At 50.1% G+C, this 24,546-nt stretch carries 18 protein-coding genes, 2 tRNA genes and 3 rRNA genes; 16 read left to right on the top strand and 7 right to left on the bottom strand.

The annotated features are described in order from the left end of the window. Positions 1–4 precede the first annotated feature (4 nt). The 7 genes from bioD to NQ510_RS15955 form a co-directional block, all read right to left on the bottom strand. Positions 5–652: a dethiobiotin synthase gene (bioD, locus tag NQ510_RS15985; RefSeq protein ID WP_005831133.1), complete on the bottom strand. Its 648-nt coding sequence runs from the start codon at positions 650–652 to the stop codon at positions 5–7. Further along, positions 652–1,428: a malonyl-ACP O-methyltransferase BioC gene (bioC, locus tag NQ510_RS15980; protein WP_005831129.1), complete on the bottom strand. Its 777-nt coding sequence runs from the start codon at positions 1,426–1,428 to the stop codon at positions 652–654. The genes bioD and bioC overlap by 1 nt, the downstream gene beginning before the upstream one ends. Further along, positions 1,413–2,102, bottom strand: coding sequence for a pimeloyl-ACP methyl esterase BioG family protein (locus tag NQ510_RS15975; protein WP_005831127.1), 690 nt, complete (start codon positions 2,100–2,102; stop codon positions 1,413–1,415). The genes bioC and NQ510_RS15975 overlap by 16 nt, the downstream gene beginning before the upstream one ends. A 6-nt stretch (positions 2,103–2,108) precedes the next feature. Beyond that, positions 2,109–3,299: an 8-amino-7-oxononanoate synthase gene (locus NQ510_RS15970; protein WP_005831124.1), complete on the bottom strand. Its 1,191-nt coding sequence runs from the start codon at positions 3,297–3,299 to the stop codon at positions 2,109–2,111. 123 nt (positions 3,300–3,422) lie between these two features. Then, positions 3,423–5,654 (bottom strand): adenosylmethionine--8-amino-7-oxononanoate transaminase, encoded by a 2,232-nt coding sequence (gene bioA / locus NQ510_RS15965; RefSeq protein WP_005831123.1) that lies wholly within the window; start codon positions 5,652–5,654, stop codon positions 3,423–3,425. Next, positions 5,651–6,130, bottom strand: coding sequence for a hypothetical protein (locus NQ510_RS15960; protein WP_005837403.1), 480 nt, complete (start codon positions 6,128–6,130; stop codon positions 5,651–5,653). The genes bioA and NQ510_RS15960 overlap by 4 nt, the downstream gene beginning before the upstream one ends. A 145-nt stretch (positions 6,131–6,275) precedes the next feature. Further along, entirely contained in the window at positions 6,276–8,297 is a 2,022-nt protein-coding gene (locus NQ510_RS15955) for an LruC domain-containing protein (RefSeq protein WP_009038283.1), read from the bottom strand. Positions 8,298–8,833: 536 nt separating this feature from the next. Here NQ510_RS15955 and NQ510_RS15950 point away from each other — a divergent pair. The 16 genes from NQ510_RS15950 to NQ510_RS15875 all read left to right on the top strand — a co-directional run bounded on the left by NQ510_RS15950 (position 8,834) and on the right by NQ510_RS15875 (position 24,504). After that, positions 8,834–9,271, top strand: a complete 438-nt coding sequence (locus NQ510_RS15950) for a hypothetical protein (protein ID WP_005831111.1) — start codon at positions 8,834–8,836, stop codon at positions 9,269–9,271. Positions 9,272–9,591: 320 nt separating this feature from the next. Then, on the top strand, positions 9,592–9,894 hold the full coding sequence (locus tag NQ510_RS15945; RefSeq protein WP_005831107.1) for a DUF4248 domain-containing protein: 303 nt from the start codon (positions 9,592–9,594) through the stop codon (positions 9,892–9,894). Between the two features lie 187 nt (positions 9,895–10,081). Continuing rightward, positions 10,082–10,738 (top strand): hypothetical protein, encoded by a 657-nt coding sequence (locus NQ510_RS15940; protein WP_005831106.1) that lies wholly within the window; start codon positions 10,082–10,084, stop codon positions 10,736–10,738. Then, positions 10,728–12,107 (top strand): replicative DNA helicase, encoded by a 1,380-nt coding sequence (dnaB, locus tag NQ510_RS15935; protein WP_022400564.1) that lies wholly within the window; start codon positions 10,728–10,730, stop codon positions 12,105–12,107. Before NQ510_RS15940 ends, dnaB begins: the two co-directional genes overlap by 11 nt. Positions 12,108–12,359: 252 nt before the next feature. After that, positions 12,360–12,872 (top strand): HU family DNA-binding protein, encoded by a 513-nt coding sequence (locus tag NQ510_RS15930; RefSeq protein WP_005837397.1) that lies wholly within the window; start codon positions 12,360–12,362, stop codon positions 12,870–12,872. 184 nt (positions 12,873–13,056) lie between these two features. Beyond that, positions 13,057–13,158, top strand: a complete 102-nt coding sequence (locus tag NQ510_RS15925) for a smalltalk protein (RefSeq protein WP_005837396.1) — start codon at positions 13,057–13,059, stop codon at positions 13,156–13,158. A gap of 46 nt (positions 13,159–13,204) precedes the next feature. Next, positions 13,205–13,678 (top strand): N-acetylmuramoyl-L-alanine amidase, encoded by a 474-nt coding sequence (locus NQ510_RS15920; RefSeq protein WP_005831100.1) that lies wholly within the window; start codon positions 13,205–13,207, stop codon positions 13,676–13,678. 752 nt (positions 13,679–14,430) lie between these two features. Then, positions 14,431–15,957: ribosomal RNA gene (locus NQ510_RS15915) — 16S ribosomal RNA — on the top strand. A gap of 135 nt (positions 15,958–16,092) precedes the next feature. After that, a tRNA-Ile gene (locus NQ510_RS15910) sits at positions 16,093–16,166 on the top strand. 90 nt (positions 16,167–16,256) lie between these two features. Further along, positions 16,257–16,330: transfer RNA gene (locus NQ510_RS15905), tRNA-Ala, on the top strand. A 113-nt stretch (positions 16,331–16,443) separates the two neighbouring features. Then, positions 16,444–19,323, top strand: a 23S ribosomal RNA gene (locus NQ510_RS15900). Between the two features lie 72 nt (positions 19,324–19,395). Beyond that, positions 19,396–19,506, top strand: a 5S ribosomal RNA gene (gene rrf / locus NQ510_RS15895). The 16S, 23S and 5S rRNA genes sit together here with 2 tRNA genes alongside, the layout of an rRNA operon. 311 nt (positions 19,507–19,817) lie before the next feature. Further along, complete coding sequence (locus NQ510_RS15890; RefSeq protein WP_005827382.1) at positions 19,818–20,408, top strand: hypothetical protein; 591 nt, start codon at positions 19,818–19,820, stop codon at positions 20,406–20,408. Between the two features lie 16 nt (positions 20,409–20,424). Further along, positions 20,425–21,264, top strand: coding sequence for a DUF2764 domain-containing protein (locus NQ510_RS15885; RefSeq protein ID WP_005827384.1), 840 nt, complete (start codon positions 20,425–20,427; stop codon positions 21,262–21,264). A gap of 19 nt (positions 21,265–21,283) precedes the next feature. Then, the gene (locus tag NQ510_RS15880; RefSeq protein WP_005827385.1) at positions 21,284–23,038 is read left to right on the top strand and encodes a V-type ATP synthase subunit A; all 1,755 of its coding nucleotides are present in this window, start codon (positions 21,284–21,286) and stop codon (positions 23,036–23,038) included. 140 nt (positions 23,039–23,178) lie between these two features. After that, on the top strand, positions 23,179–24,504 hold the full coding sequence (locus NQ510_RS15875; protein ID WP_005827389.1) for a V-type ATP synthase subunit B: 1,326 nt from the start codon (positions 23,179–23,181) through the stop codon (positions 24,502–24,504). Positions 24,505–24,546 lie beyond the last annotated feature (42 nt).

Here is a 24,546-nt window from a genome sequence, read left to right as displayed (position 1 = left end):
AAATTTACACAATTTCCGGCACTACCTCAAACTTTGTTCCGGGAAAGTGCTTGGACAAATACTGCTTGATGTATTTCATCGTGTCTTCCTGGATAGTCTTGTCCTCTACCGTGGGATAGAGGTTGTAGAGTACCGTATCGAGCGCGATGTCCCGGTTCTTGATGGCTTCGAAGCTCAGCAGGGTGTGGTTGATGCTGCCCAGCTTTCCGGAGGTGACAAAGATAAGCGGGTACTGCTTCTCCGCAATGTAGTCTATCGTCAGGAAATCTTCGGTAAGGGGAACCATCAGACCGCCGGCGCCTTCTACGAGCACGGTATCATAGCGATGGGAAAGTTCCCTGGTGGCACGCTCTATTTTTCCGAAGTCTATCGGGCGCTTGTCTATGCGGGCGGCGAGGTGGGGAGAGCAGGGATAGGAGAATATCTCGGGCATGGTCAGCCCCTCTTTGTCTTCCGGCAGGTAGCCGGTTCCGGTGAGGCGGCGGTGCAGGTCGATGTCCTCGGAATGACCGGTGTTGCCGGTCTGGATGAACTTTTGGGTGATGACGCGCAGGCCGCGTTGCATAAGCTCACGGGCGTACCAGGCGGTGCAATAGCTTTTTCCGGCATCTGTATCAATGCCGCTGATGAAGTAGATGTTTTTTGTTTCCATTATTTTGTTTTTTTTCGTGCGATGATATAAATAGGGTGATAGGTCAGGCTTACGTTGCCTGCGGCATCACTGAACCGGGTTGTGTATTCTTTGCAGAAGGATTGCAGGCGACTACGCGTCCACATCCTTTTTTCCGTACCCGTGACTCCGGTTTGCTTCAGATGCTTCAGCACTGCCTGGGGAGTGGGGAAGGGCAAGGATATCACCTCTTCTTCGGCATGAAGAATATCGAAACCGGGAGACAGCAGGGCTTGCAGCTCCTCAACGGAGAGATAGTCCAGCCCGTGCCCAGTCAGTTGGCGTATTTCGTGCATGTTTGTGGCGCCGAAGGTGCTGAAGGCAAGCAGGCCGTCTGCCACCAGTGCTTGGTGGCAGCGGGTGAAGAAAGCACCTGGGTCGTTGAACCATTGCAGGGTGGAGCACGAGGTTATCAGGTCGGTTTCTCCGGGGAAGTCGATGGCTTCGGCATCACCGGGGACGAACTGCACGGTAGTGCCGTCGCAAAGTTCCTTGACGCACTCCTCCATTTCCCGGCACAAGTCGTTCAGCAGCAGAGCTTCCGGTTGCAAGGTGTGGAGGAGGATACGTGAGTAGCTTCCCGTTCCGCAGCCAAACTCTACGACACGGCGGAAACGTGTGTATGGTTCCTTTATGAGCTGCATCATCTTCTCGGCGACTTGTTGCTGCACGCGGGCCTCCCGGGTATAGGTATTCCGGGCTTTGGCAAAGCGGGCGGCTATCAGTTGTTTGTCCATCGGGTTCAGTGGCTTGTCCATAGGTCTTGCAGGTAATGTCTGAATAACTCTTCCTGGTAGTGGGCATCCTCCGTTTGCAGTACGGGGGTGCCGAGTATTTCCCAGGCTTGCAGCTGGTTGGCTGGTGGAATGATGCGGTCGTTGCCTCCCGTTACTGCCTGCTGCCAATGGAAGGTGGCAGCAGGCAGTGTGTGGTACATCTTCTCAATCTCCGTCAACTCATCTCTCAACTCTTCCAGCGGACGGCGGGGGGTGATTTCCAGGAAAGCTTTGAAGGCTGCTCCGTTGGCGCACATGCGGCGGAGGAATTTGTGCAGTGAAGCCCCAGTCAGTCCGTCCAATGTCCCGTGGTAGATGGCGGGTGGAATGCCCATATGCTGGTCTATGGGGTAGGGCGTTCCGTTGATGGCGATGCTGTTTGCCATATGGATACCTTCGCCGGACGTACCTGGCGATGAGAGCTGTGGCACGGTCTGCGAAGCCGCCCATACCCCCATAGACCAGCCGATGAGGTTGATTTCGCGGTATTCTTCCAGTCCGGAGGCGTCAAAATCCAGTGTGCGGTAGTCATAGCACACCATGAAGTCGCTGGCTGCCGGACGATACATTTTGAAAGGCGTCTCATCGGCTCCCCAGCCGGCAAAGAACAGCAATAGCCGGGGATGATGCTCGTGTATAATGTAACTTTGTTTCATCTGTTTTTAGAATCGTATAGCGTTAGTATTCCTCTCTTCCTTTAGGGGAATAAGGGGTATCAGTTCTCCAATCTCATCTTCCCGTATGTCTGCCGTCAGCGAAAAGCGGATGCGTGATGTCCTTTCGGGCACTGTGGGCGGGCGTACCGGCAGTGCATAGAACCCATGCCTCTGCAGCAACTCTGCGCACAGCACAGTGTCGGCACTGGGGCCGATAATCAAGGGGACGATATGGCTTGCGCTAGGGCATCCGTACCCCTTGGCTTGTAATGCTTCGCGCAGCGTCCGGCTGATTCTTGCCAGATGCTCGCGGCGGTCCTGCATTCCGGCAAGTTTCCGCACGATAAACAGTGTCCAGGCAATACTTGTCGGAGGCAATGCCGTGGTGAAGATGAGGGTTCGCATCCGGTTGACGAGATACTCGCGTATCGTCCGGCAACAGGCGATGTATGCGCCGGCAGATGCCGCTGCCTTGCCGAAGGTGCCCACGAGGAAATCTATATCCCGGATGCATCCGGTTTCTTCGGCGCAGCCCAGGCCGCGCAGTCCCCTTACGCCGAATGCATGGGCTTCGTCCACATAGAGCAGTACGTTGGAGTATCTTTTTTTCAAACGCACCAATGCCGTGAGGTCGGCTTGGTCACCGTCCATGCTGAAGATGCTTTCTGTGACGATAATCAATTGCCGGAATGTTGCATGGTGTTGTTCCAGCAGGCGTTCCAGTTGCACCAGGTCGTTGTGGCGGAAGCGGATGCAGCGTGCGGTGGATAGGCGGATGCCGTCGATGATGCTGGCATGCACCAGCTTGTCTGCCAGTATTAGGGTTTGTGCATCGCTCACGGCGGGCAGAATCCCCATATTGGCATGATAGCCGCTATTGAGCACCAGTGCTGTCTCTGTGCCGAAAAGTGTGGCGAGTTCCGTCTCCAGTTCTTCGTAAATCCCGAAGTTCCCCGTCAGCAGGCGGGAGGAGGAGGAAGTCGGCAGGAAGGTGTCCGGTGTCAGTGTCTGCAGGAATTCTTCCTTTAGCTGGCGGTCGGCAGCCAGGCCCAGGTAGTCGTTGGACGAAAGGTTCAGCATATGCCGGCCATCGGCTATAACCGTGCGTCCCTCGTGTGTCAGTTGCGGCAGGCGGCGCAGGTTGCTGTGTTCTTTCAATGTTTGCAGCTCTTGCTGCATATATTCTATTGCATTCATAATTCTTTTAAAATGTGCCAATGTGGTTTTAATGTGCTAATGTGCCAATGTGCTAATATGCCAATGACCTGCGGCGTGATAGCGCAGCGTAAACATTGCGCAGCCAATTGGCACATTAGCATATTAGCACATTCTTATAATTTTCATCAATCCCCCCGTCAGCTTCCTCAGCTGTTCCGGCTCTATAATGAACGGAGGCATCAGGTATACCAATCTTCCGAACGGGCGTACCCAGATTCCCTCCTCAACGAAGCGTTTTTGCATCCACGCCATGTCTACGGGTTCTTTTGTCTCAATCACCCCGATGGCTCCCAGCACACGTACATCCGTCACTTGCGGTAATCGGCGTGCCGGTTCAAGCTCTTCTTGCAGTTGCCGGCTGATGCGAGTCACCTTGCCTTGCCAGTCGTATTCGGGCGAGGTCAGCAGCTTCACCGAAGCGCACGCTACGGCGCATGCCAGTGGGTTTCCCATAAAGGTGGGTCCGTGCATAAACACCTCCGGCGTATGGTTGGAGATGGTATCCGCCACTTCATTCGTCGTCAGTACGGCAGACAGCGTCATGTATCCGCCCGTTATGGCCTTTCCTATGCACATGATGTCCGGTTCTACACCCGCATGCTCCCAGGCAAAGAGTTTTCCCGTCCGTCCGAAGCCCGTGGCTATCTCATCGAATATCAGCAGCAGGCCATGTTCCTTGCATATCTGTGCCGCTTCGCGCAGGTACTGGGGGTGGTAGAACCACATGCCGCCAGCGCCCTGCACCACAGGTTCGAGGATAAGCGCTGCCAGTTCCTCGTGATGCTCCTCTACCAGTTTCCGCAGTTCCACCGTATCCCGTTCATCCCATTCGCCGTGGAAGCGCGAGCGCGGCTGCGGCACGAAATAGCGCACCGGCAATGATGCCCCGAACAGCGAATGCATGCCCGTCACCGGGTCGCAGACAGACATGGCATTCCATGTATCCCCGTGATAGCCCGAACGGATAGTCACAAAATTGTTCTTCTTCGCCTTTCCCTTGCCATACCAGTACTGCACGGCCATTTTCAAGGCCACCTCTACTGCCACCGAGCCCGAGTCGGCATAGAATATCTTCTGCATGGACGGCGGGACAAGCGGTAGCAGCAACTGGCCCAGTTCAATGGCAGGGTCGTGTGTCAGCCCTCCGAACATCACATGCGACATCTTGCCCAGCTGTTCCTCTGCCGCCCGGTTCAGTGTAGGGTGGTTGTACCCGTGGACGGCGCACCACCACGACGACATTCCCTCTACGAGTGTTTCTCCGCTTTCCAGGGTGATGGTGGCGCCTTCGGCATGCTTCACCTTGTACACCGGTAGCGGGTTGGTTGTGGAGGTATAGGGGTGCCATAGGTGCTCTCTGTCGAACTGCGAGCCGCAGAACCGGTATCCGGCATCTTCTATCAGTACCTTGTCTTCCGACACTTTCGAGCCGAGCGTTGTCAGCAGGTCGCCCACGATGGCGGAGTTGATGCCGATGTGCAGCGCTTGCTTCACGGCCTCCTTGCTCAGTTGCGAGCGTCCTCCGGCAAAGCGGAGGAAAGCTGTCGGGTTGATGAAGCGGAAGAGGGCGATGGTGGTCAGTATTTCCTCCTCGCTGAGTGGTGCCTGCCGTTCCAGCGGTGTGCCGGGGATGGGGCTCAGGAGGTTGATGGGGATGGACTGTACTTCCAGCTCGCGCAGTGTGAAGGCGAATTCGATGCGTTGCTCCATGCTCTCGCCCATGCCGATGATGCCGCCGCTGCAGATGTCCATGCCTACGTTGCGGGCGGCTTGCAGGGTGCGCAGCTTCTCTTCCTGCGTGTGCGTGCTGCACAGTTGGGGAAAGTAGGAGGGGGCTGTCTCCAGGTTGCAGTGATAGCGGGTGATGCCTGCGTCGTGCAGTGCCCGCATTTCGTCTTCGTTGAGCAGTCCCAGTGATGCGCACAACTGGATGGACGAGTGCCGGCGCATGTGCCGGGCGGCTTCGCACAGTTTCTCCATGTTTCTGGAGGAGGGCTTCCGTCCACTGGTCACCAGCGAGAAACGTGCCACGCCCTGGGCTTCATTATGCAGGGCATGCCGCAGGCATTCTTCTTTGTCCACCAGGTCGTACACGTCTGCCTGGGTTTTGTAGTGCGACGACTGTGCACACCACTTGCAGTTTTCCGGGCATCGTCCGGACTTGGCATTAATGATGGAGCACATGTCGAACTCCTCCGAGGCTCGGGCCCGGGTTATCTCGTGGGCAGCTTCGTATAGCGCTTCCTTGTCGGGTTGCACAGCCAGCCATTCGGCTTCTTCCTTACTGATGTGGCTGCCGCGCAGCACTTGTTCCTTTAATTTCTGTAGGGTCATATCTTTCTTGGGTTATGTTCATGGATAAAGACAGAGGTACGGATTGCCGGGGCGGTGCAGCTCGTCATTCTGCTGCATGGCTTCCGGTAATCCGTACCTCTTGTTCTCTTTTGTTTCAGGCTATATGTGTCTTGTCCGCCCGTATTCCCGCAGGGGCGGATGAATTGTGTTTCAAAAAGAATGTGCCGGTTCGTTCCCGGCTCCGTGAGGATACTTGTCAGGACGCTGCTGCTACCCAGCGGAATGCCGGTGTCGGTTTCCCTTCCTTCCGTTTCTCCTTTCCAGGTACTCTCTTCCCCGCATCCGGCATGTCCGGCGGTTCCCGCAGTCTTCTGTTTGGACAGAGAGCTGTCTGCCACGCTTTTGCGCAGGCAACCGATGGTGACACACCGTCCTATGCTGGCAAATGCAGCGTAGGCTTTTCTGCTCCAGCGGCGGAAGCGGATGGTAGGTGCGGCGGGTGATGTATTCCTCATGTTTTTTTCAGCCTGATGCGGTTTTGTTTCCTTTTAGCGGATGCAAATGTAGAAAAAATAATTTCATAACGGTAATGGTCATGCATGAAAAAGCCGCGCAAATGCAACTATTGCGCGGCTCTTCTTTAAGCAATGTCGTAGGATTTCACTCTTTGGACGACTGGTAGTAGAGATACCAGTCATTATTGGTGGCACCATTGGACTCTACCCATTTGGCGAAATCGGGATACTCCAGGTCGATGCGTACGGTTTCCTTTGCCGGAGTGAACCGGATGGGGCCTTCCGTGCCGGTTGTGGCCGGCAGCATGATGGCGAATGGATATTTGCCGTCCTTGTTGATGTAGTAGGCATCGTCTTCGGCTCCGATTTGCTCTGCGTTGGCTTTACCGGTCGCTTTCTTCTTGGGCAGATGCACTTCTGTCCGGTTGTCGGCTCCGGCTGTATACTGGGCAATGATGAACGGGTTCAAGTCGCTCTCCAGATTCTTCTTAGGCAATGTGTTGTCTGCAAATGTACGGGTTACGGTAAATTCGTTGCCCTGCACAGACTTTGCATCGGGGAATAGGATGACAGAAGAGGTCTCTGTTTCATCGACTGCTCCGGCAGGCAGTTCTATGCTGCCTCGCTGGCTGGCCACATATTGCACGGCAAATGCGTTGGAGTATGTGGCGGCACCACTTTGCTGTACGGGTACAAAGGTGTCTTCCACCTTCAGCACATAATTGTTGCTGTTGAATGAAATGGCCCGTTTGTGTTCGATAATCACGTCGTTCAAGTCATAGTCACCGCCATTGGGCCAGATGTCTTCGTAGGCATACGTGCGGTAGGTTGTTTCGGAGCTCGTCACCGTAGGCTCTTCCGGGTCTATGACCGGACGGTCCGGGTCTTGAATGGCTTCATTGGGGTTGGCATCGATACAGAACAGTATGTCTTCGTAGCTGGTATCATCGCCATCTTCTACTCCGTAGACTACCGTGCCGTTGCTGGTGGAGAGGGAGATAAAGCGAGCTTGTTGGCCTGCATATATCTTGTTCCATTCTTTATTGGAATATATATAATTTATAGAGTAGTCGATACCTTTATTGGGGGTATATCCATTGGGGATGATGAAATATCCTATGGTATATCCTGCCGGGAATTTGGTGGAGACATTACCGTTTTCGTCCTGATACAGAAGTTGTATTTTTGTATTCTTCTGTATGGGAGCGTCATATCGGGAATATTTGTTACCACTTCCAGACCATCCGGTATACGGGTCGTCTCCTGCAATGGATGCATTGGGAATGATAATGAATTTGTCTACCTTGTCAGGGCTGTTGGGAATTTCATTGGTCTTGTAGTAATAATAGCCGATGGAAGTCAGGTAACCGGCACGTTCGGTCAGGAAGGTCAGATACAGTTCTGCATCGGTAATCGTTACGTGTTGTCCCTGGTTGTTGATATATGCTTGGGCAATGGTGGTGTTCACATGCTTTGTATCGCTCACCAAAGCTCTGTTGTCCAGATTGCTGGGTTTGCTGTCATAACCTTTCCACAGTGTGTGTTGTAACTGCTTTAAAGTTCCGTCATTGAAATTTCCCGTAGTTACAATGTCATTATTATCAATAATCTCACCGTGAGATTGTCCCCATCCAACGATGGAGTATACCCGTTCCTTCCTATCCTTTAGGTCGATAGTCAGGTTGGATTTTGCACGTGTCATGGCAGCTGAGCGAGTGTTGGCATTGTCCTCGGTCATATCTACCACCACTTTGCCGTTTTCCACATCCGCTTCCACACACATGGGGGCTCCCCAACTTTGTGAGATGATATATACCTTTTCTGTCGCTTTGGGCAGTTCTACGTTGCCGGTGAAGCGTCCGTCTGCATCTGCAAAGATTTTAAAAACCGCTTCGCCGTTGATGGAGTAGAGGTTGTTTGTCTGATAGGTGATGGGGTCTTCTGTAAACACCTCTATTAATGCGCCTCCTGCGATTTTTCCATAATTCACGTCAAAAGCTACCTGGGCTGTTGTTGCAAAGTCAAAGTATTCGCTCTCCGGCTTTAGTTCTGTTTTTCCACGTTCGGGATTGTATAGGTCTTTTTCGGTACATCCCGTGAATATGCTGCAGGCAATTGCTGAAATGAGGGTTGCAGCACTAACTTTCGTCATAAGTCTAACTTTCATATTTTTATTGTTGTAGATTGCTTGCTTGTTTGTCTTATGAACGCTGTCTATATCACAACCGCCACCCACTTCACAGACGAGTTGTAGATACTACATTTTCTCGAGCGCTTTTTTCATGTTGCAAATATAAACATAGTATTTATAATCTACAACTTTTGGGGTTTAAAAACACTTTTGGTGGGTTAAAAAGTTGTATAAAGTGAATTGATACTAATTGGATGAATCGAATGGTGCGGGCATAAAAAAAAGGCTATCTATCCCAGACAGCCAATCTTTTGTTAACCTTAAATCTAATACTATGAAAAACACATTGCAAAGGTACGTGTTTTCTTATAATCTCCAAATTTGCAGTAGATAATATCATGTTTTATAACAAGACTTAATGGTCATTAAGAACTTTATCTGCAATATTCATCGTACATTTGCTCCTGATATATCATCCGTTTGCCTTTTATGCATTATGCATTCGGTGCAGACGGATGATGTGTTTTCGTGAACTTATATACAGACAAACAACTATAAAACATACATTTATAATGAAATCAATCCAGAACAAAGGAATAAACCTCACCGCAGAAGACCTCAAAAATCGAATCGCTGACAGAAAAGAACGATATGCCAAGCAGCAGGTACGACGCGAGAAATTGGAACAAACCATGGAGAACACCCGCAATGACATCGAGCAACTGGAGTATACCCTTGCACAGATGGAACGTACCGCCAAGCGCTCCCGCAATGCTGCCGCACAGCCTTCCCGTTTTGTCCCCCGCGAGCGTATCGCTAGCTTCTTTGCCCGTGTTTCCCGTTTTTTCGACCACCTTCAGCACCGCTTGCACCGTAGCTTGAACTATACTTGGTTCTGCCTTGTGCTATGCTCCCGATATACTTTTCAGAGCCGCCTGAAAAGCGTGGAACGCTGCTGTCTTACACCGGCCACGGTGCTGGGGTACTTCAAGAGGGAGAGGGAGATGTAACCAGTGACTTCGCTCTTATGGTAGAAGCAGCCTTAGGGATTAGTGCGGAACTTCTCGTTAATAGGCAGGCGAGATATAATATGGCTGTCTCTCTTAAAGAAAAATCGCTGACCGATAAGTTGCATGAAATACACAAAATGTGTGCTTTACTATTATAGTATGAAAGTGTTGCTTTTATCAATAAGACAGTGAGGGTGTGTCATCAACCGTTTTGACACATTCATTTTTCTTGAGCAAGTTTTCTTATTGCCACTCGAACTTTCCCAGTTTTCCCTCCCATTCTAACTTTGCAACATGTTTTATTAATAAATATATGCAAAATGATAAAAGAACAAAGTTTTGAATGGCTGCTCGAGGGATGCCATCGCATTGCAGATGTGGCAGTGGCCTATTACCCAAACTACGCGTATGCCTGCTCGGCTGTAAAGGCCCTGCGCCGTTCCATTGCGGAACACGCTTGCCTGCTGAAGGACCTGACGGACCAGGGCTATACCGCCAGGACTGCCCACCTCACCCCCGTACAGATAGGCATCCTCCTGAGTTACTGGGGGATGCCCGACCACGTGAAGGATATGACCGTGAAAAATCCGTATCTTCTGGTCTCTAAAAAATATGCGAAATAGAGAATGTATTTCTAATACATTCTGATTATTTTAGTATATTATTATATAGGGTGGTGGAGGATGAGGTGAACCCCTCTCTCGCCACCTTATGTATTTCATTAATTTTTAGCCGATTCTAACTGCTTATTTGTATCCCCCTGGCTGGTCCCTTACCTTTGTCGCATTATCGAATTAAGAATAGACAAAAATGGAAAAAGAAATGAGACCCATGACAACGGAGATGCTGAAGAAAGGCTATCTCCTCTTCCCCAAAGCCTTGTTTGAGGAACAAATGAATATGAAAACCGGAGAGAAAGCCGCCGATGCCTTCGAAGCCTTTGTCTTTGTGCTGACACACGTCAACTACAGCACGGTGACCTGCAACGTCAGGGGACACCTTTTCGACTGTGTACGTGGCGAGTCCGTACTTTCCCTGGCCCGCTGGATGGAGATATTGGGGTGGCCCCGCAACCGTACGCGCTACTTCTTCAACAAGATGTTCGACGCCGGCATCGTGGAGCGGGTGGCCAACCCCTACGTGATGCACATCCGTATCCCCGATTATGATTTCCTTACTGGCAATGCCCGTCCTAAAGCAGCCCCGCGGAAGAAGAAGGCAGCGCCGGTGGCTGGGGTGGGAGAGGACTTCTGCATCTTCTGGGAAAAGTTTCATGACATCACCGAGCATCCCAAGGTAAACATCGGCCGGGCCCGTCGCGAATGGAAAAAATTGACGGCAGGCGAGAAACAGCGGGCACTGGACAACATCGACGAATATTACGACCATCTGAACAACCAAAAATATTGTAAACAAGCCGCCACCTATCTGGCGGACAAATCTTTTGAAAATGAATATGATGACTGAAACTACTTTTTCCCACGACAGTGACCTCGAAGAAGCTGTCATCGGTGCCTGCATGATAGAGCGCGCTGCCATGCCTCTGGTGGTGGACAAACTTCGTCCCGAGATGTTCTACGAGGAGAAGAATCTGGAAATTTTTGCCGCCCTGCAATCGATGTATCGCAGCGCAAAGTCCATAGATACCATCACGCTGAAGAACGAACTGGCAGCCCGTGGCAAACTCGATGCCGTGGGCGGGCCTTACGAACTGTTACGCATCAGCTCGAAGGTCAGCTCCAGTGCTCATCTGGAGTATCATGCGCTCATCCTTAGGCAATTGCACACGCGGCGTATCATGCGTACGGGATTCCAGCAACTGCTGGCGTTCAGTGCCGACGAGTCGATGGATATTGACGACATCCTGGTGGAAGCCCATCGACTGCTGGAGGGGCTGGAGGACGAGAGCGGCGTAGCCGACCACCTTCGCTCCATAGACCGGCTGATGGACGACACGCTGGCCGAGGTGGAGCAGCGTATGGAGCACGGATGCAACGGCATTACGGGTATCCCTACGGGTTTTGACGCTCTGGACCACGTTACGGCGGGCTGGCAGCGCGGCGACTTGAACATCCTTGCTGCCCGTCCGTCGGTGGGGAAGACGGCCTTTGCCCTCCACCTGGCCCGTGCCGCTGCCATGGCGGGGCGTCATGTGGTGGTCTTCAGCCTCGAAATGCAAGGCGAGCGCCTGGGAGACCGCTGGCTGCTTGCAGCTACGGAGGGGGTAGACCCGCAACACCTGCGTAGCGGCCAGCTCACACCCGGCGAGGTGAGGCAGGTGCATGAGGCGTCTGCCGAGTTGTCGCGGTTGCCCATACTGATAGACGACCATCCGATGACGAGCATGGACCGCGTGCGTTCTTCCGCCCGCCTGCTGAAGAGCAAGAATCGCTGTGACATGGTGATTGTGGACTATCTGCAACTATGTGACATGAGGAGTGACCAGAAAAACCGCAACCGCGAGCAGGAAGTGGCGCAGGCAAGCCGCAAGGCAAAGCTGCTGGCCAAGGAGCTGGATATCCCCGTACTGCTGCTGAGTCAGCTGAACCGGGCGAGCGACGGTAGCATAGACCATCGCCCCACCCTGAGCAACCTGCGCGAGAGCGGCGCCATAGAGCAGGATGCGGATATGGTAATGCTGCTTTGCCGCCCTGCCCTCTACGGCAAGACCGTCGATAAGAAGAGTACTTATCCCACCGATGGCCTGGGTATCGTCATCATAGCCAAGCACCGTAATGGCAAAACCGGTGAAGTCTATTTCCATCATAACCAAAGCATGACAAAACTGGTGGACTACATACCACCATTGGAGTGGCTGACGAGGAATGCAAAGTGATGGATGGAAATTTATAGAATACAGAGACACAAAGACACGGAGATTTTTCTTATTGCTTGAAAAACTCTGTGTCTCCGTGTTTTTTGTAGTAAAAAAAATGGCAAAACACTTGACTTCCGCTTCTTAATGTTGTATCTTTGTAATGTGCTTAAGAAAAGGAATAATCATTGATTCGGGCGCCCTATCCCTTCCCTTACCCACTTCTCTCTTATAACTCATTTTTCTTAACTTAAACCTTAACTTTTTAAATTTATGGATGTAATTGTAGAGCGCTTCCAGCGCCGTAAAATCGTGAGCAACCCGGCTTCGCCCATGTTGTACTATCTCCGTCAGAAACCCAAGACCTGCGGCACCGTGGACATCGATGTCCTTGCCGCCTCCATTCAGAAAAACTGTGCCATGACGAAGGGCGACGTGAAGCACGTCATCGAAGCCCTGGTGGAGGAGATTCAAGGCAACCTTGCCAATGGCGACAAGGTGAAGCTGAACCAGCTGGGCACTTTCCACATGACGTTCCGCTGTCCCGGCATGGAGGCCTCGGACAAATGTACGGTGCGCAATATCTCGAAGGTGAATATCCGCTTTATCCCCGACAAGGAGCTGAAGCTGGTGAACGGCAGTACCGCCGTGACCCGCAGCCCGGCGAATGTGGGCTTTGTGCTCGACAAGCCCGAGGAGGGCGGCTCCGGCGGCGGCAATCAAGGCGGTGGTTCCGGAGGCGGCTCCGGCGACGACGGCGACCAGGGCGAAAATCCGCTGGGATAAAGAAGGAATGATTAAGGGTTAGTGATTAATGGTTAATGAACACAAGCAAATCGCTTATCGCTAATCAATCCCTAATGATTAACCATTAATCATTAGCCCTTAATCCTTAATCACTAATCCTTAATCACTAATCCTTAATCACTAATCCTTAACCATTAATTCTTAACTATTAATCCTTAATTTTATGAGTACAAAATCATCTGTTTGGGATAAGATTCTGAAAGTGATAATCGCTGTAGCCTCCGCGCTTATTGGTGCCCTGAGCGCCCATGCCATGACAGTGTAGCGGGTTTCCTTCACTTTTAATTTTTAATTTCTAATTTTTAATTCTCATGAGATTCATCAATCTTATCGTCGTCCATTGTTCCGCCACCCGCTGCGACCGCTGCTATACGGAGCACGACTTGACGACAGACCACCTGCGCCGGGGCTTCTCCGGCGCAGGTTATCATTTTTATATCCGCAAGAACGGTGACATCAAGTCCCTGCGTCCCTTGTCCCTGCCTGGTGCCCATGTCCGGGGTTGGAATGCAGGTAGCATCGGTGTCTGTTACGAAGGCGGTCTTGACGAGTGCGGTCGCCCTGCCGATACACGCACCCTTTTCCAAAAGCACTCCCTGCATGTGCTTGTGTTGCTGCTGCTGAAGGATTATCCCGGTTCCCGGCTTTGCGGTCACCGCGACCTGAGCCCCGACCTGAACCATAACGGGGAGATAGAGCCGGAAGAGTGGGTGAAACAATGTCCCTGCTTTGATGCGGCGACTATACTGACAGAACCGCCACCACCCAATCCGGCATGCTTATAAAATGTTTTTATTCTCTTTCTTCGTGCTCTTCGCGCGCACGTATATATATAATGTATAGTTATTTTCTCTCTTTTTCCTTTCTTCAAAATTGTTCATGCGAAATGCATTTATGAATCAGTAAGTTACAAAAAAGTTTCATTTTTATTAAAAAAAATGATAGATATGTTTGGCTTGTATTGTTAAATCCTATACCTTTGCACCCGCTTTCCAAGAGAAGGAAAGTGGTAAGATTGAAATACTGAAACAGAAGTGTGGAAGGTGACACAGAGAAATAAAAAGAGATAAAAATATTTTTCGAAAAACATTTGGAACTTATTAATAATTCTCCTTATCTTTGCAGTCCGACTCGCAAAGAAAAAGAACTTTTCTTGTTTTGCTTTTCTTATCCTTGTTTAAAGGATTTGAAAATACAGGAAAAAGAAAAAAATGAAAAAAAAACTTCCGAAAATATTTGGAAGATATGCTTTAAAGTTCTTACCTTTGCATCCGCTTTCTGAAAAGAACAGCAATCGTGAAACGAGCGATCTTTGAACAGATTTACATAAACAATACAAGTAGTACAAGAGCAGGTGCTTCGCAAATTAATAATTGGAAACTAATAATTAAGGCGCGTCGTACCTGGGTAAAACAAAAGAACCGTCAATACTTATTCTATATAGATAGGTAAAGATAAACTTTTGAATTCGAGCGTCCTGAACAGATAATTAAGCTGTCGCACTTTAATTTTTAATTTGCGCAGTCAAGATACTTTTACAATGAAGAGTTTGATCCTGGCTCAGGATGAACGCTAGCTACAGGCTTAACACATGCAAGTCGAGGGGCAGCATGAACTTAGCTTGCTAAGTTTGATGGCGACCGGCGCACGGGTGAGTAACACGTATCCAACCTGCCGATGACTCGGGGATAGCCTTTCGAAAGAAAGATTAATACCCGATGGCATAGTTCTTCCGCATGGTGGAACTATTAAAGAATTTCGGTCATCGATGGGGATGCGTTCCATTAGGTTGTTGGCGGGGTAACGGCCCACCAAGCCTTCGATGGATAGGGGTTCTGAGAGGAAGGTCCCCCACATTGGAACTGAGACACGGTCCAAACTCCTACGGGAGGCAGCAGTGAGGAATATTGGTCAATGGACGAGAGTCTGAACCAGCCAAGTAGCGTGAAGGATGACTGCCCTATGGGTTGTAAACTTCTTTTATACGGGAATAAAGTGAGGCACGTGTGCCTTTTTGTATGTACCGTATGAATAAGGATCGGCTAACTCCGTGCCAGCAGCCGCGGTAATACGGAGGATCCGAGCGTTATCCGGATTTATTGGGTTTAAAGGGAGCGTAGGCGGACGCTTAAGTCAGTTGTGAAAGTTTGCGGCTCAACCGTAAAATTGCAGTTGATACTGGGTGTCTTGAGTACAGTAGAGGCAGGCGGAATTCGTGGTGTAGCGGTGAAATGCTTAGATATCACGAAGAACTCCGATTGCGAAGGCAGCTTGCTGGACTGTAACTGACGCTGATGCTCGAAAGTGTGGGTATCAAACAGGATTAGATACCCTGGTAGTCCACACAGTAAACGATGAATACTCGCTGTTTGCGATATACAGTAAGCGGCCAAGCGAAAGCGTTAAGTATTCCACCTGGGGAGTACGCCGGCAACGGTGAAACTCAAAGGAATTGACGGGGGCCCGCACAAGCGGAGGAACATGTGGTTTAATTCGATGATACGCGAGGAACCTTACCCGGGCTTGAATTGCAACTGAATGATGTGGAGACATGTCAGCCGCAAGGCAGTTGTGAAGGTGCTGCATGGTTGTCGTCAGCTCGTGCCGTGAGGTGTCGGCTTAAGTGCCATAACGAGCGCAACCCTTATCGATAGTTACCATCAGGTTATGCTGGGGACTCTGTCGAGACTGCCGTCGTAAGATGTGAGGAAGGTGGGGATGACGTCAAATCAGCACGGCCCTTACGTCCGGGGCTACACACGTGTTACAATGGGGGGTACAGAAGGCAGCTACACGGCGACGTGATGCTAATCCCTAAAGCCTCTCTCAGTTCGGATTGGAGTCTGCAACCCGACTCCATGAAGCTGGATTCGCTAGTAATCGCGCATCAGCCACGGCGCGGTGAATACGTTCCCGGGCCTTGTACACACCGCCCGTCAAGCCATGAAAGCCGGGGGTACCTGAAGTGCGTAACCGCAAGGAGCGCCCTAGGGTAAAACTGGTGATTGGGGCTAAGTCGTAACAAGGTAGCCGTACCGGAAGGTGCGGCTGGAACACCTCCTTTCTGGAGTGACGTCTCGACTCGATCGTTGGTTCTTGAAGTTATGCTTCCATAAGAACCTCTTGTACTGCGCGTACTTGTTTATTAAAATATACGAGAAAAGTAGAAGCCGAGCCGTAAGGCGAGGGTTTGACTGACAGTCCTATAGCTCAGTTGGTTAGAGCGCTACACTGATAATGTAGAGGTCGGCAGTTCAACTCTGCCTGGGACTACTTCAAAGTTGAAAACTGAAAATTGAGAAATGAAAATCGGGAACTCTCCGGATTTTCCACTTTCCACTTTCCGTTTTCCACTTATAAGAAGGGGGATTAGCTCAGCTGGCTAGAGCACCTGCTTTGCACGCAGGGGGTCAACGGTTCGAATCCGTTATTCTCCACTCCGTTTTGATTATTGTTTTATAATTGAAACACCGTTCTTTGACATGATGTGACCAAAAAAAAGTAAAGTTAAAAGCTGAAAGTATATATCGACCATACGTGATCGGTAAGACAAAAAGTAAGTAAGGGCACATGGCGGATGCCTTGGCTCTCGGAGGCGATGAAGGACGTGATAAGCTGCGATAAGCTGCGGGTAGGTGCAAATGACCTTTGATCCGCGGATTTCCGAATGGGACAACCCGGTACTTTGAAGAAGTATCATCCTGCATTGCAGGAGGCTAACGCAGGGAACTGAAACATCTTAGTACCTGCAGGAAAAGAAAATAAACAATGATTCCCCCAGTAGTGGCGAGCGAACGGGGAATAGCCCAAACCATCCATGTTACGGCATGGGTGGGGTTGTAGGACCACGCCGTGGCAAGAAAGTTGGTGAGCAGAATGTTCTGGAAAGTACAGCCATAGAGCATGAGAGCTGCGTATGCGAAGCCAAGCGAAGCCTAGTGGTATCCTGAGTAGCGCGGAGCACGAGGAATTCTGCGTGAATCTGCCGGGACCATCCGGTAAGGCTAAATACTCCCGAGAGACCGATAGTGAACCAGTACTGTGAAGGAAAGGTGAAAAGCACTTCGAACAGAAGAGTGAAATAGTTCCTGAAACCATGTGCCTACAAGCGGTCGGAGCACCTTCTGGTGTGACGGCGTGCCTTTTGCATAATGAACCTACGAGTTACTTTTTCCGGCGAGGTTAAGGATTTCAGATCTGCAGCCGAAGCGAAAGCGAGTCTGAACAGGGCGTATAGTCGGAAGGAGTAGACGCGAAACCAAGTGATCTACCCTTGGGCAGGTTGAAGGATGGGTAACACCATCTGGAGGACCGAACCAATAAGCGTTGAAAAGCTTCTGGATGACCTGAGGGTGGGGGTGAAAGGCTAATCAAACTTGGAGATAGCTCGTACTCCCCGAAATGCATTTAGGTGCAGCCTTGACTTATACTGGCATGAGGTAGAGCGACTGATAAGATGCGAGGGCTTCACCGCCTATCAAGTCTTGACAAACTCCGAATGCGTGTCAGTTCTATGTCAGGAGTGAGGGCATGGGTGCTAAGGTCCATGTCCTAAAGGAGAACAATCCGGACCAACAGCTAAGGTCCCGAAATGAATACTAAGTTGAACTAACGAAGTCAGATTGCTAAGACAGCTAGGATGTTGGCTTGGAAGCAGCCATTCATTTAAAGAGTGCGTAACAGCTCACTAGTCGAGGAGTTTGGCGTGGATAATAATCGGGCATAAGTATTCTACCGAAGCTTTGGGATGAGAAATCATCGGTAGGGGAGCATTCCACTCGGCGTCGAAGGTGAAGCGCGAGCTTTGCTGGAGCGTGTGGAAAAGCAAATGTAGGTATAAGTAACGATAAAGGGGGTGGGAAACCCCCTCGCCGAAAGACTAAGGTTTCCTGATCAACGCTAATCGGATCAGGGTAAGTCGGGTCCTAAGGCTCAGCCGAACGGCGAGGCCGATGGCAGAACCGGTTAATATTCCGGTACTACCTGTGGGAGTGACGTGGAGACGGAGTCGTGACAGCGCCGCGGACTGACGGAATAGTCCGTTGAAGGGTGTAGATGCTGATTGTTCCAGGCAAATCCGGAGCAAGAGTCGAACCTGATAGTATGGAGCGTTCTTAGAACAATCCAATAGTGCGTGTAATCATACTTCCAAGAAAATCCGCTAAACTTAATCCTGCAGGTACCCGTACCGCAAACGGACACACGTAGTCGGGTTGAATATACTAAGGCGCTTGAGTGATTCACGGTTAAGGAACTAGGCAAACTGACCCTGTAACTTCGGGATAAAGGGTCCTCGCTTAACGGCGAGGCGCAGAGAATAGGTCCAGGCAACTGTTTAACAAAAACACAGGGCTGTGCAAAATTGAAAGATGAAGTATACAGCCTGACACCTGCCCGGTGCTGGAAGGTTAAGAGGAGATGTCATCGCAAGAGAAGCATTGAATTGAAGCCCCAGTAAACGGCGGCCGTAACTATAACGGTCCTAAGGTAGCGAAATTCCTTGTCGGGTAAGTTCCGACCTGCACGAATGGTGTAATGATCTGGACGCTGTCTCAACCGTGAGCTCAGTGAAATTGTAGTATCGGTGAAGATGCCGATTACCCGCGATGGGACGAAAAGACCCCGTGAACCTTTACTATAGCTTAACATTGAATTTGGGTAATTGATGTGTAGGATAGGCCGGAGGCTTCGAAGCGGGCACGCCAGTGTCCGTGGAGCCGCTGTTGAAATACGGCCCTTTGATTATTTGAGTTCTAACCCGTTGTTGCGGGGACACTGTTTGGTGGGTAGTTTGACTGGGGTGGTCGCCTCCAAAAGTGTAACGGAGGCTTCTAAAGGTGCCCTCACGACGATTGGTAACCGTCGGCAGAGTGTAATGGCATAAGGGCGCTTGACTGGGAGACTTACAAGTCGATCAGGTAGGAAACTAGAGCATAGTGATCCGGTGTTTCTGTATGGAAAGGACATCGCTCAAAGGATAAAAGGTACTCCGGGGATAACAGGCTGATCCCTCCCAAGAGCTCATATCGACGGAGGGGTTTGGCACCTCGATGTCGGCTCGTCACATCCTGGGGCTGGAGAAGGTCCCAAGGGTTGGGCTGTTCGCCCATTAAAGTGGCACGCGAGCTGGGTTCAGAACGTCGTGAGACAGTTCGGTCTCTATCTATCGTGGGCGCATGAAATTTGCGTGGCTCTGACACTAGTACGAGAGGACCGTGTTGGACTGACCTCTGGTTTACCGGTTGTGCCGCCAGGTGCATTGCCGGGTATCTAAGTCGGGATTGGATAAGTGCTGAAAGCATCTAAGTACGAAGCCAGCCACAAGATTAGATTTCTCAGGGTCGTTGTAGACTACAACGTTGATAGGATGCAGGTGTAAAGGCAGCGATGTCATAGCCGAGCATTACTAATTGCCCGTCCACTTTTTGCCTTCCGTGTATGGAGGTATATACGTTCAGCAATGTATGGACACTTTACTTTTTTCTCATCATGTCTGCCTTATTCAGGTGACTACAGCACCGGGGTTCCACCTCTTCCCATTCCGAACAGAGAAGTTAAGCCCGGTCACGCCGATGGTACTGCGTAACAGTGGGAGAGTAGGTAGTCGCCGTTTTCAGAAGAAGCCTCCGTGTCTGATAAGGATACGGAGGCTTTGTTCGTTTATATACCTCCGGAACTGCTCCCCTTAATCCCTGTCATGCGTTGTTGCATACGTATTTTTCTGCTTCTTTTGTCATTCTTTTGTTATCATTACAGAACAAAGTTGGTGTAAAATGAGTTTTTTTTGGAAGAGCAAGAACTTTTCTTCCTTTCTTTCTATTCAATATCAAATGGATTTTTGTAAATTTGGCGTGAATCTAATAGGAAGGGAAAAAATCACGCAATTAATATTGTAATATAAATCATATAATAACTCCTGCAAATATGGAAAACAAGATTCAAGAGCTGACCGATAAGATCTACCGCGAAGGCGTAGAGAAAGGAAACGAAGAGGCACAGAAACTTATCGCAAAAGCTCAGGAAGAAGCCAAGAGAATTATAGAGGATGCTCACAAGGAAGCGGATTCTATCGTGGCTACCGCTCATAAGTCTGCCGATGAACTGGCAGAGAATACAAAATCTGAATTAAAGTTGTTTGCCGGTCAGGCTGTGAATGCTCTGAAGTCCGAAATCGCTACGTTGGTGACGGACAACATTGTGAATGCCGATGTAAAGGCATTTGCTGCAAACAAGGATTATCTTAATGCCTTCATCGTTGCATTGGCGTCCAAATGGAGTGTGAACGAACCAATCGTTATCTCTACTGCCGATGCGGAAGGCTTGACAAAATATTTCGCAGCGAAGGCGAAAGACCTGCTGGACAAGGGTGTGAAGATTGAGCAAGTGAATGGCATCAAAACCTTGTTCTCCGTATCGCCTGCCGATGGTTCGTACAAGGTGAACTTCGGCGAAGAAGAATTTATGAATTACTTCAAGGAATTCCTGCGTCCGCAATTAGTGGAAATGCTGTTCTAAAAACTCCCACAGGATTATGAGTAAATACTATTACTTGGTAGCCGGTTTGCCTGAACTTACTCTGGAAGACAGTAAACTGAGCTATACAGTAGCCGATTTCAAGACGGAACTATATCCTGCCTTGTCGGAAGATGATAAAAAGTTGATAGATTTGTTTTATCTGAAATTCGATAATGCGAATGTCTTGAAACTATTGAAGGATAAGGATGCTGCCATCGACCCGCGCGGAAACTATTCGTCGGAGGAACTGGCGGAATATATCTCACAACTGAAGGATGGCGACGAAGTCTCTGACAGTGTATTCCCATCTTATCTCTCTACGTTCATTTCCGAATACTTCAGCCTGCCTGCCGAGGACGGTTTCTTGTATGAAGACCGCCTGGCAGCGCTCTATTACGCCTATGCTATGGAATGCAGGAATCAGTTTGTGTCTTCCTGGTTTGGCTTCAACCTCACTCTCAATAATATATTGGTGGCGCTCACAGCACGTAAGTTCAAGCTGGACATTGCTCCGCTGATTGTGGGTGATACGGAAGTGTGCGAGGCTCTGCGTACTTCCAATGCCCGTGACTTCGGTCTGGGTACTGAGGTGGATTATCTGGAGCAGCTGGTGAAAATCAGTGAGACGGAGGAACTGGTGGACCGGGAAAAGAAACTGGACCAGCTTCGCTGGGACTGGATGGAGGAGGCCACATTCTTCGATTACTTTACCGTGGAACGTCTGTTTGTCTTCCTGCTACAGCTGGAGATGATAGAACGGTGGATTTCGTTGGATAAAGAGAAGGGTAACCAACTGTTCCGCAGCATTATCGCTGCCTTGAAAGACGAGGTGCAGATACCCGCAGAATTCAGATAAAATAAACAACTAAAAATATATGGCAACAAAAGGAACTGTTAGTGGCGTAATAGCCAACATGGTGACCCTCGTCGTCGACGGACCGGTAGCGCAGAATGAGATTTGTTATATCTCGACCGGAGGAGACAAGTTGATGGCGGAGGTGATTAAGGTAGTAGGTACCCAGGTCTACGTGCAGGTATTTGAGAGTACCCGCGGACTGAAAGTGGGGGCCGAAGCTGAGTTTACCGGACATATGCTCGAAGTAACACTGGGGCCCGGTATGCTTTCGAAGAACTACGACGGTCTGCAAAACGACCTCGATAAGATGGACGGTGTTTTCTTGAAACGCGGGCAATATACCTATCCGCTGGATAAAGGAAGCAAATGGCATTTTGTGCCTTTGGCAAAGGTGGGCGACCAAGTGGAAGCCGCTGCCTGGCTGGGACAAGTGGACGAAAACTTCCAACCTCTGAAAATCATGGTGCCTTTTGAACAGAAAGGTGTGTGCACCGTGAAATCCATTGCAAAGGAAGGTGATTACAGCATTGAGGATACCATTGCAGTGCTGACGGATAGCGAAGGTAATGACATCCGGGTGAACATGATACAGAAATGGCCCGTGAAGCGCGCCATGACCAACTATAAGGAAAAACCGCGTCCTTTCAAATTGCTGGAAACCGGTGTGCGTGTAATCGACACCGTAAACCCGATTGTGGAAGGTGGTACGGGTTTTATCCCCGGTCCGTTCGGTACTGGAAAAACGGTGCTTCAGCATGCCATTTCAAAACAAGCGGAAGCGGACATCGTAATCATCGCTGCCTGCGGTGAGCGTGCCAACGAGGTTGTGGAAATCTTTACAGAATTCCCCGAATTGGTTGACCCGCATACGGGACGGAAGCTGATGGAACGTACGATTATCATTGCCAATACTTCGAACATGCCGGTGGCTGCCCGTGAGGCATCTGTCTACACGGCTATGACGATTGCAGAATACTACCGAAGCATGGGATTGAAGGTACTGCTGATGGCGGACTCCACTTCACGTTGGGCGCAGGCATTGCGCGAGATGTCCAACCGTATGGAGGAGTTGCCCGGTCCCGATGCCTTCCCGATGGACTTGTCCTCCATCATCTCCAACTTCTACGGCCGTGCGGGTTATGTGAAGCTGAACAACGGCGAGTCCGGTTCCATTACTTTCATCGGTACGGTATCGCCTGCCGGTGGTAACTTGAAGGAGCCGGTAACCGAGAATACGAAGAAGGTGGCACGCTGCTTCTATGCCCTTGAGCAAGACCGTGCCGACAAGAAGCGTTATCCTGCCGTAAACCCGATTGACTCGTATTCCAAATATATAGAATACCCTGAATTTGAAGAGTATATCACCAAGCACATCAACGGTGAGTGGATTGGCAAGGTGAATGAAATCAAGACCCGTTTGCAGCGTGGTAAGGAGATTGCCGAGCAAATCAACATCTTGGGTGACGACGGTGTGCCCGTAGAGTATCACGTGACTTTCTGGAAATCGGAATTGATTGACTTCGTTATTCTGCAGCAGGATGCCTTTGATGAAATTGATGCCGTGACCCCGATGGAGCGTCAGGAGGAGATTCTGAATATGGTAATAGAAATCTGTCATACCGAATTTGAGTTCGACAACTTCAACGAAGTAATGGATTACTTCAAGAAGATGATTAACATCTGCAAGCAGATGAACTACTCGAAGTTTAAGTCGGAAGAATACGACAAGTTCCATAAGCAGTTGCAGGAACTGGTTGAGGAACGTAAAGCCTAAGGATGTACTATGTGACTATTTACAATTTACTATTTGCCTTGCGGATGCAGGTGTACGGAGGTTGTAGATAGGAAAATAGTAGAATAGGATGGCAGAGATTTAAATAGTAAATAGTAAATTGCTAAATTGTAAATAAATAGATGGCAACAAAAGCATTTCAAAAAATATATACCAAGATTACTCAGATTACGAAAGCTACGTGTTCGCTGAAGGCAACCGGAGTGGGGTATGACGAGTTGGCGACCGTAAACGGCAAGCTGGCCCAGGTGGTGAAGATTGCCGGCGACGAAGTGACTTTGCAGGTGTTTGAGGGTACGGAAGGTATTCCCACCAATGCAGAGGTAGTATTCTTGGGCAAGGCTCCTACAATCAAAGTGAGCGAGCAGCTTGCCGGACGCTTCTTCAACGCCTTTGGCGACCCCATCGACGGTGGTCCGGCCATTGAAGGCGAGGAGGTGGAAATTGGCGGTCCATCCGTGAATCCGGTGCGCCGTAAGCAGCCCTCGGAACTGATTGCAACCGGTATTGCAGGTATCGACTTGAACAATACGCTGGTGTCCGGACAGAAGATTCCGTTCTTTGCCGACCCCGACCAGCCCTTCAACCAGGTGATGGCGAATGTGGCTCTGCGTGCGGAGACCGACAAGATTATCCTTGGCGGTATGGGTATGACGAACGATGACTACCTCTACTTCAAGAACGTATTCTCCAATGCCGGTGCGCTCGACCGTATCGTCAGCTTTATGAATACCACCGAGAATCCTCCGGTAGAGCGTCTGCTGATTCCGGATATGGCACTGACGGCGGCCGAGTATTTTGCTGTAAACAATAATGAAAAGGTGCTGGTGCTGCTGACGGATATGACTTCCTACGCCGATGCGCTCGCCATCGTGTCCAACCGTATGGACCAGATTCCTTCGAAGGACTCCATGCCGGGTTCCCTTTATTCGGACTTGGCGAAGATATACGAAAAGGCGGTGCAGTTCCCAAGCGGCGGTTCCATCACGATTATTGCGGTGACGACTCTGTCCGGTGGCGACATTACGCATGCCGTGCCCGACAATACGGGTTATATCACGGAAGGCCAGTTGTTCCTCCGTCGTGACAGCGACATCGGTAAGGTTATCGTTGACCCGTTCCGTTCCTTGTCCCGTCTGAAACAGCTTGTTACGGGCAAAAAGACACGTAAGGACCATCCGCAGGTGATGAATGCCGCCGTACGTCTGTACGCCGATGCCGCCAACGCCAAAACCAAGCTTGAAAACGGTTTCGACCTGACGAACTACGACGAACGTACCCTTGCCTTTGCCAAGGACTACTCCAACCAACTGCTGGCCATCGACGTCAACCTCGATACCACAGAGATGCTCGATGTGGCATGGAGTCTGTTCGGCAAGTATTTCCGTCCGGAAGAGGTGAATATCAAGAAAGAGCTTGTGGACCAGTTCTGGCCGAAAGCAAACTAAATAAATGTACGATTAGACGATTTACGGTTTACGATTGATATT

The sequence above is a fragment of the Bacteroides uniformis genome (assembly GCF_025147485.1).
GTDB lineage: Bacteria > Bacteroidota > Bacteroidia > Bacteroidales > Bacteroidaceae > Bacteroides > Bacteroides uniformis.
The sequence above is the reverse complement of the archived record's forward strand: the minus strand, read 5'-3'. Positions and strand labels throughout refer to the sequence as shown.

Excerpts from the sequence above, each read along its gene's own strand:
- NQ510_RS15925 (WP_005837396.1), top strand. The coding sequence starts at position 13,057 with ATGAGTACAAAATCATCTGTTTGGGATAAGATTCTGAAAGTGATAATC.
- dnaB (WP_022400564.1), top strand. The coding sequence starts at position 10,728 with ATGATGACTGAAACTACTTTTTCCCACGACAGTGACCTCGAAGAAGCT.
- NQ510_RS15940 (WP_005831106.1), top strand. The coding sequence starts at position 10,082 with ATGGAAAAAGAAATGAGACCCATGACAACGGAGATGCTGAAGAAAGGC.
- bioC (WP_005831129.1), bottom strand. The coding sequence starts at position 1,428 with ATGGACAAGCCACTGAACCCGATGGACAAACAACTGATAGCCGCCCGC.
- NQ510_RS15955 (WP_009038283.1), bottom strand. The coding sequence starts at position 8,297 with ATGAAAGTTAGACTTATGACGAAAGTTAGTGCTGCAACCCTCATTTCA.
- NQ510_RS15945 (WP_005831107.1), top strand. The coding sequence starts at position 9,592 with ATGATAAAAGAACAAAGTTTTGAATGGCTGCTCGAGGGATGCCATCGC.
- NQ510_RS15950 (WP_005831111.1), top strand. The coding sequence starts at position 8,834 with ATGAAATCAATCCAGAACAAAGGAATAAACCTCACCGCAGAAGACCTC.
- NQ510_RS15970 (WP_005831124.1), bottom strand. The coding sequence starts at position 3,299 with ATGAATGCAATAGAATATATGCAGCAAGAGCTGCAAACATTGAAAGAA.
- bioD (WP_005831133.1), bottom strand. The coding sequence starts at position 652 with ATGGAAACAAAAAACATCTACTTCATCAGCGGCATTGATACAGATGCC.
- NQ510_RS15885 (WP_005827384.1), top strand. The coding sequence starts at position 20,425 with ATGAGTAAATACTATTACTTGGTAGCCGGTTTGCCTGAACTTACTCTG.
- NQ510_RS15875 (WP_005827389.1), top strand. The coding sequence starts at position 23,179 with ATGGCAACAAAAGCATTTCAAAAAATATATACCAAGATTACTCAGATT.
- NQ510_RS15890 (WP_005827382.1), top strand. The coding sequence starts at position 19,818 with ATGGAAAACAAGATTCAAGAGCTGACCGATAAGATCTACCGCGAAGGC.
- NQ510_RS15880 (WP_005827385.1), top strand. The coding sequence starts at position 21,284 with ATGGCAACAAAAGGAACTGTTAGTGGCGTAATAGCCAACATGGTGACC.
- NQ510_RS15920 (WP_005831100.1), top strand. The coding sequence starts at position 13,205 with ATGAGATTCATCAATCTTATCGTCGTCCATTGTTCCGCCACCCGCTGC.
- bioA (WP_005831123.1), bottom strand. The coding sequence starts at position 5,654 with ATGACCCTACAGAAATTAAAGGAACAAGTGCTGCGCGGCAGCCACATC.
- NQ510_RS15930 (WP_005837397.1), top strand. The coding sequence starts at position 12,360 with ATGGATGTAATTGTAGAGCGCTTCCAGCGCCGTAAAATCGTGAGCAAC.
- NQ510_RS15960 (WP_005837403.1), bottom strand. The coding sequence starts at position 6,130 with ATGAGGAATACATCACCCGCCGCACCTACCATCCGCTTCCGCCGCTGG.
- NQ510_RS15975 (WP_005831127.1), bottom strand. The coding sequence starts at position 2,102 with ATGAAACAAAGTTACATTATACACGAGCATCATCCCCGGCTATTGCTG.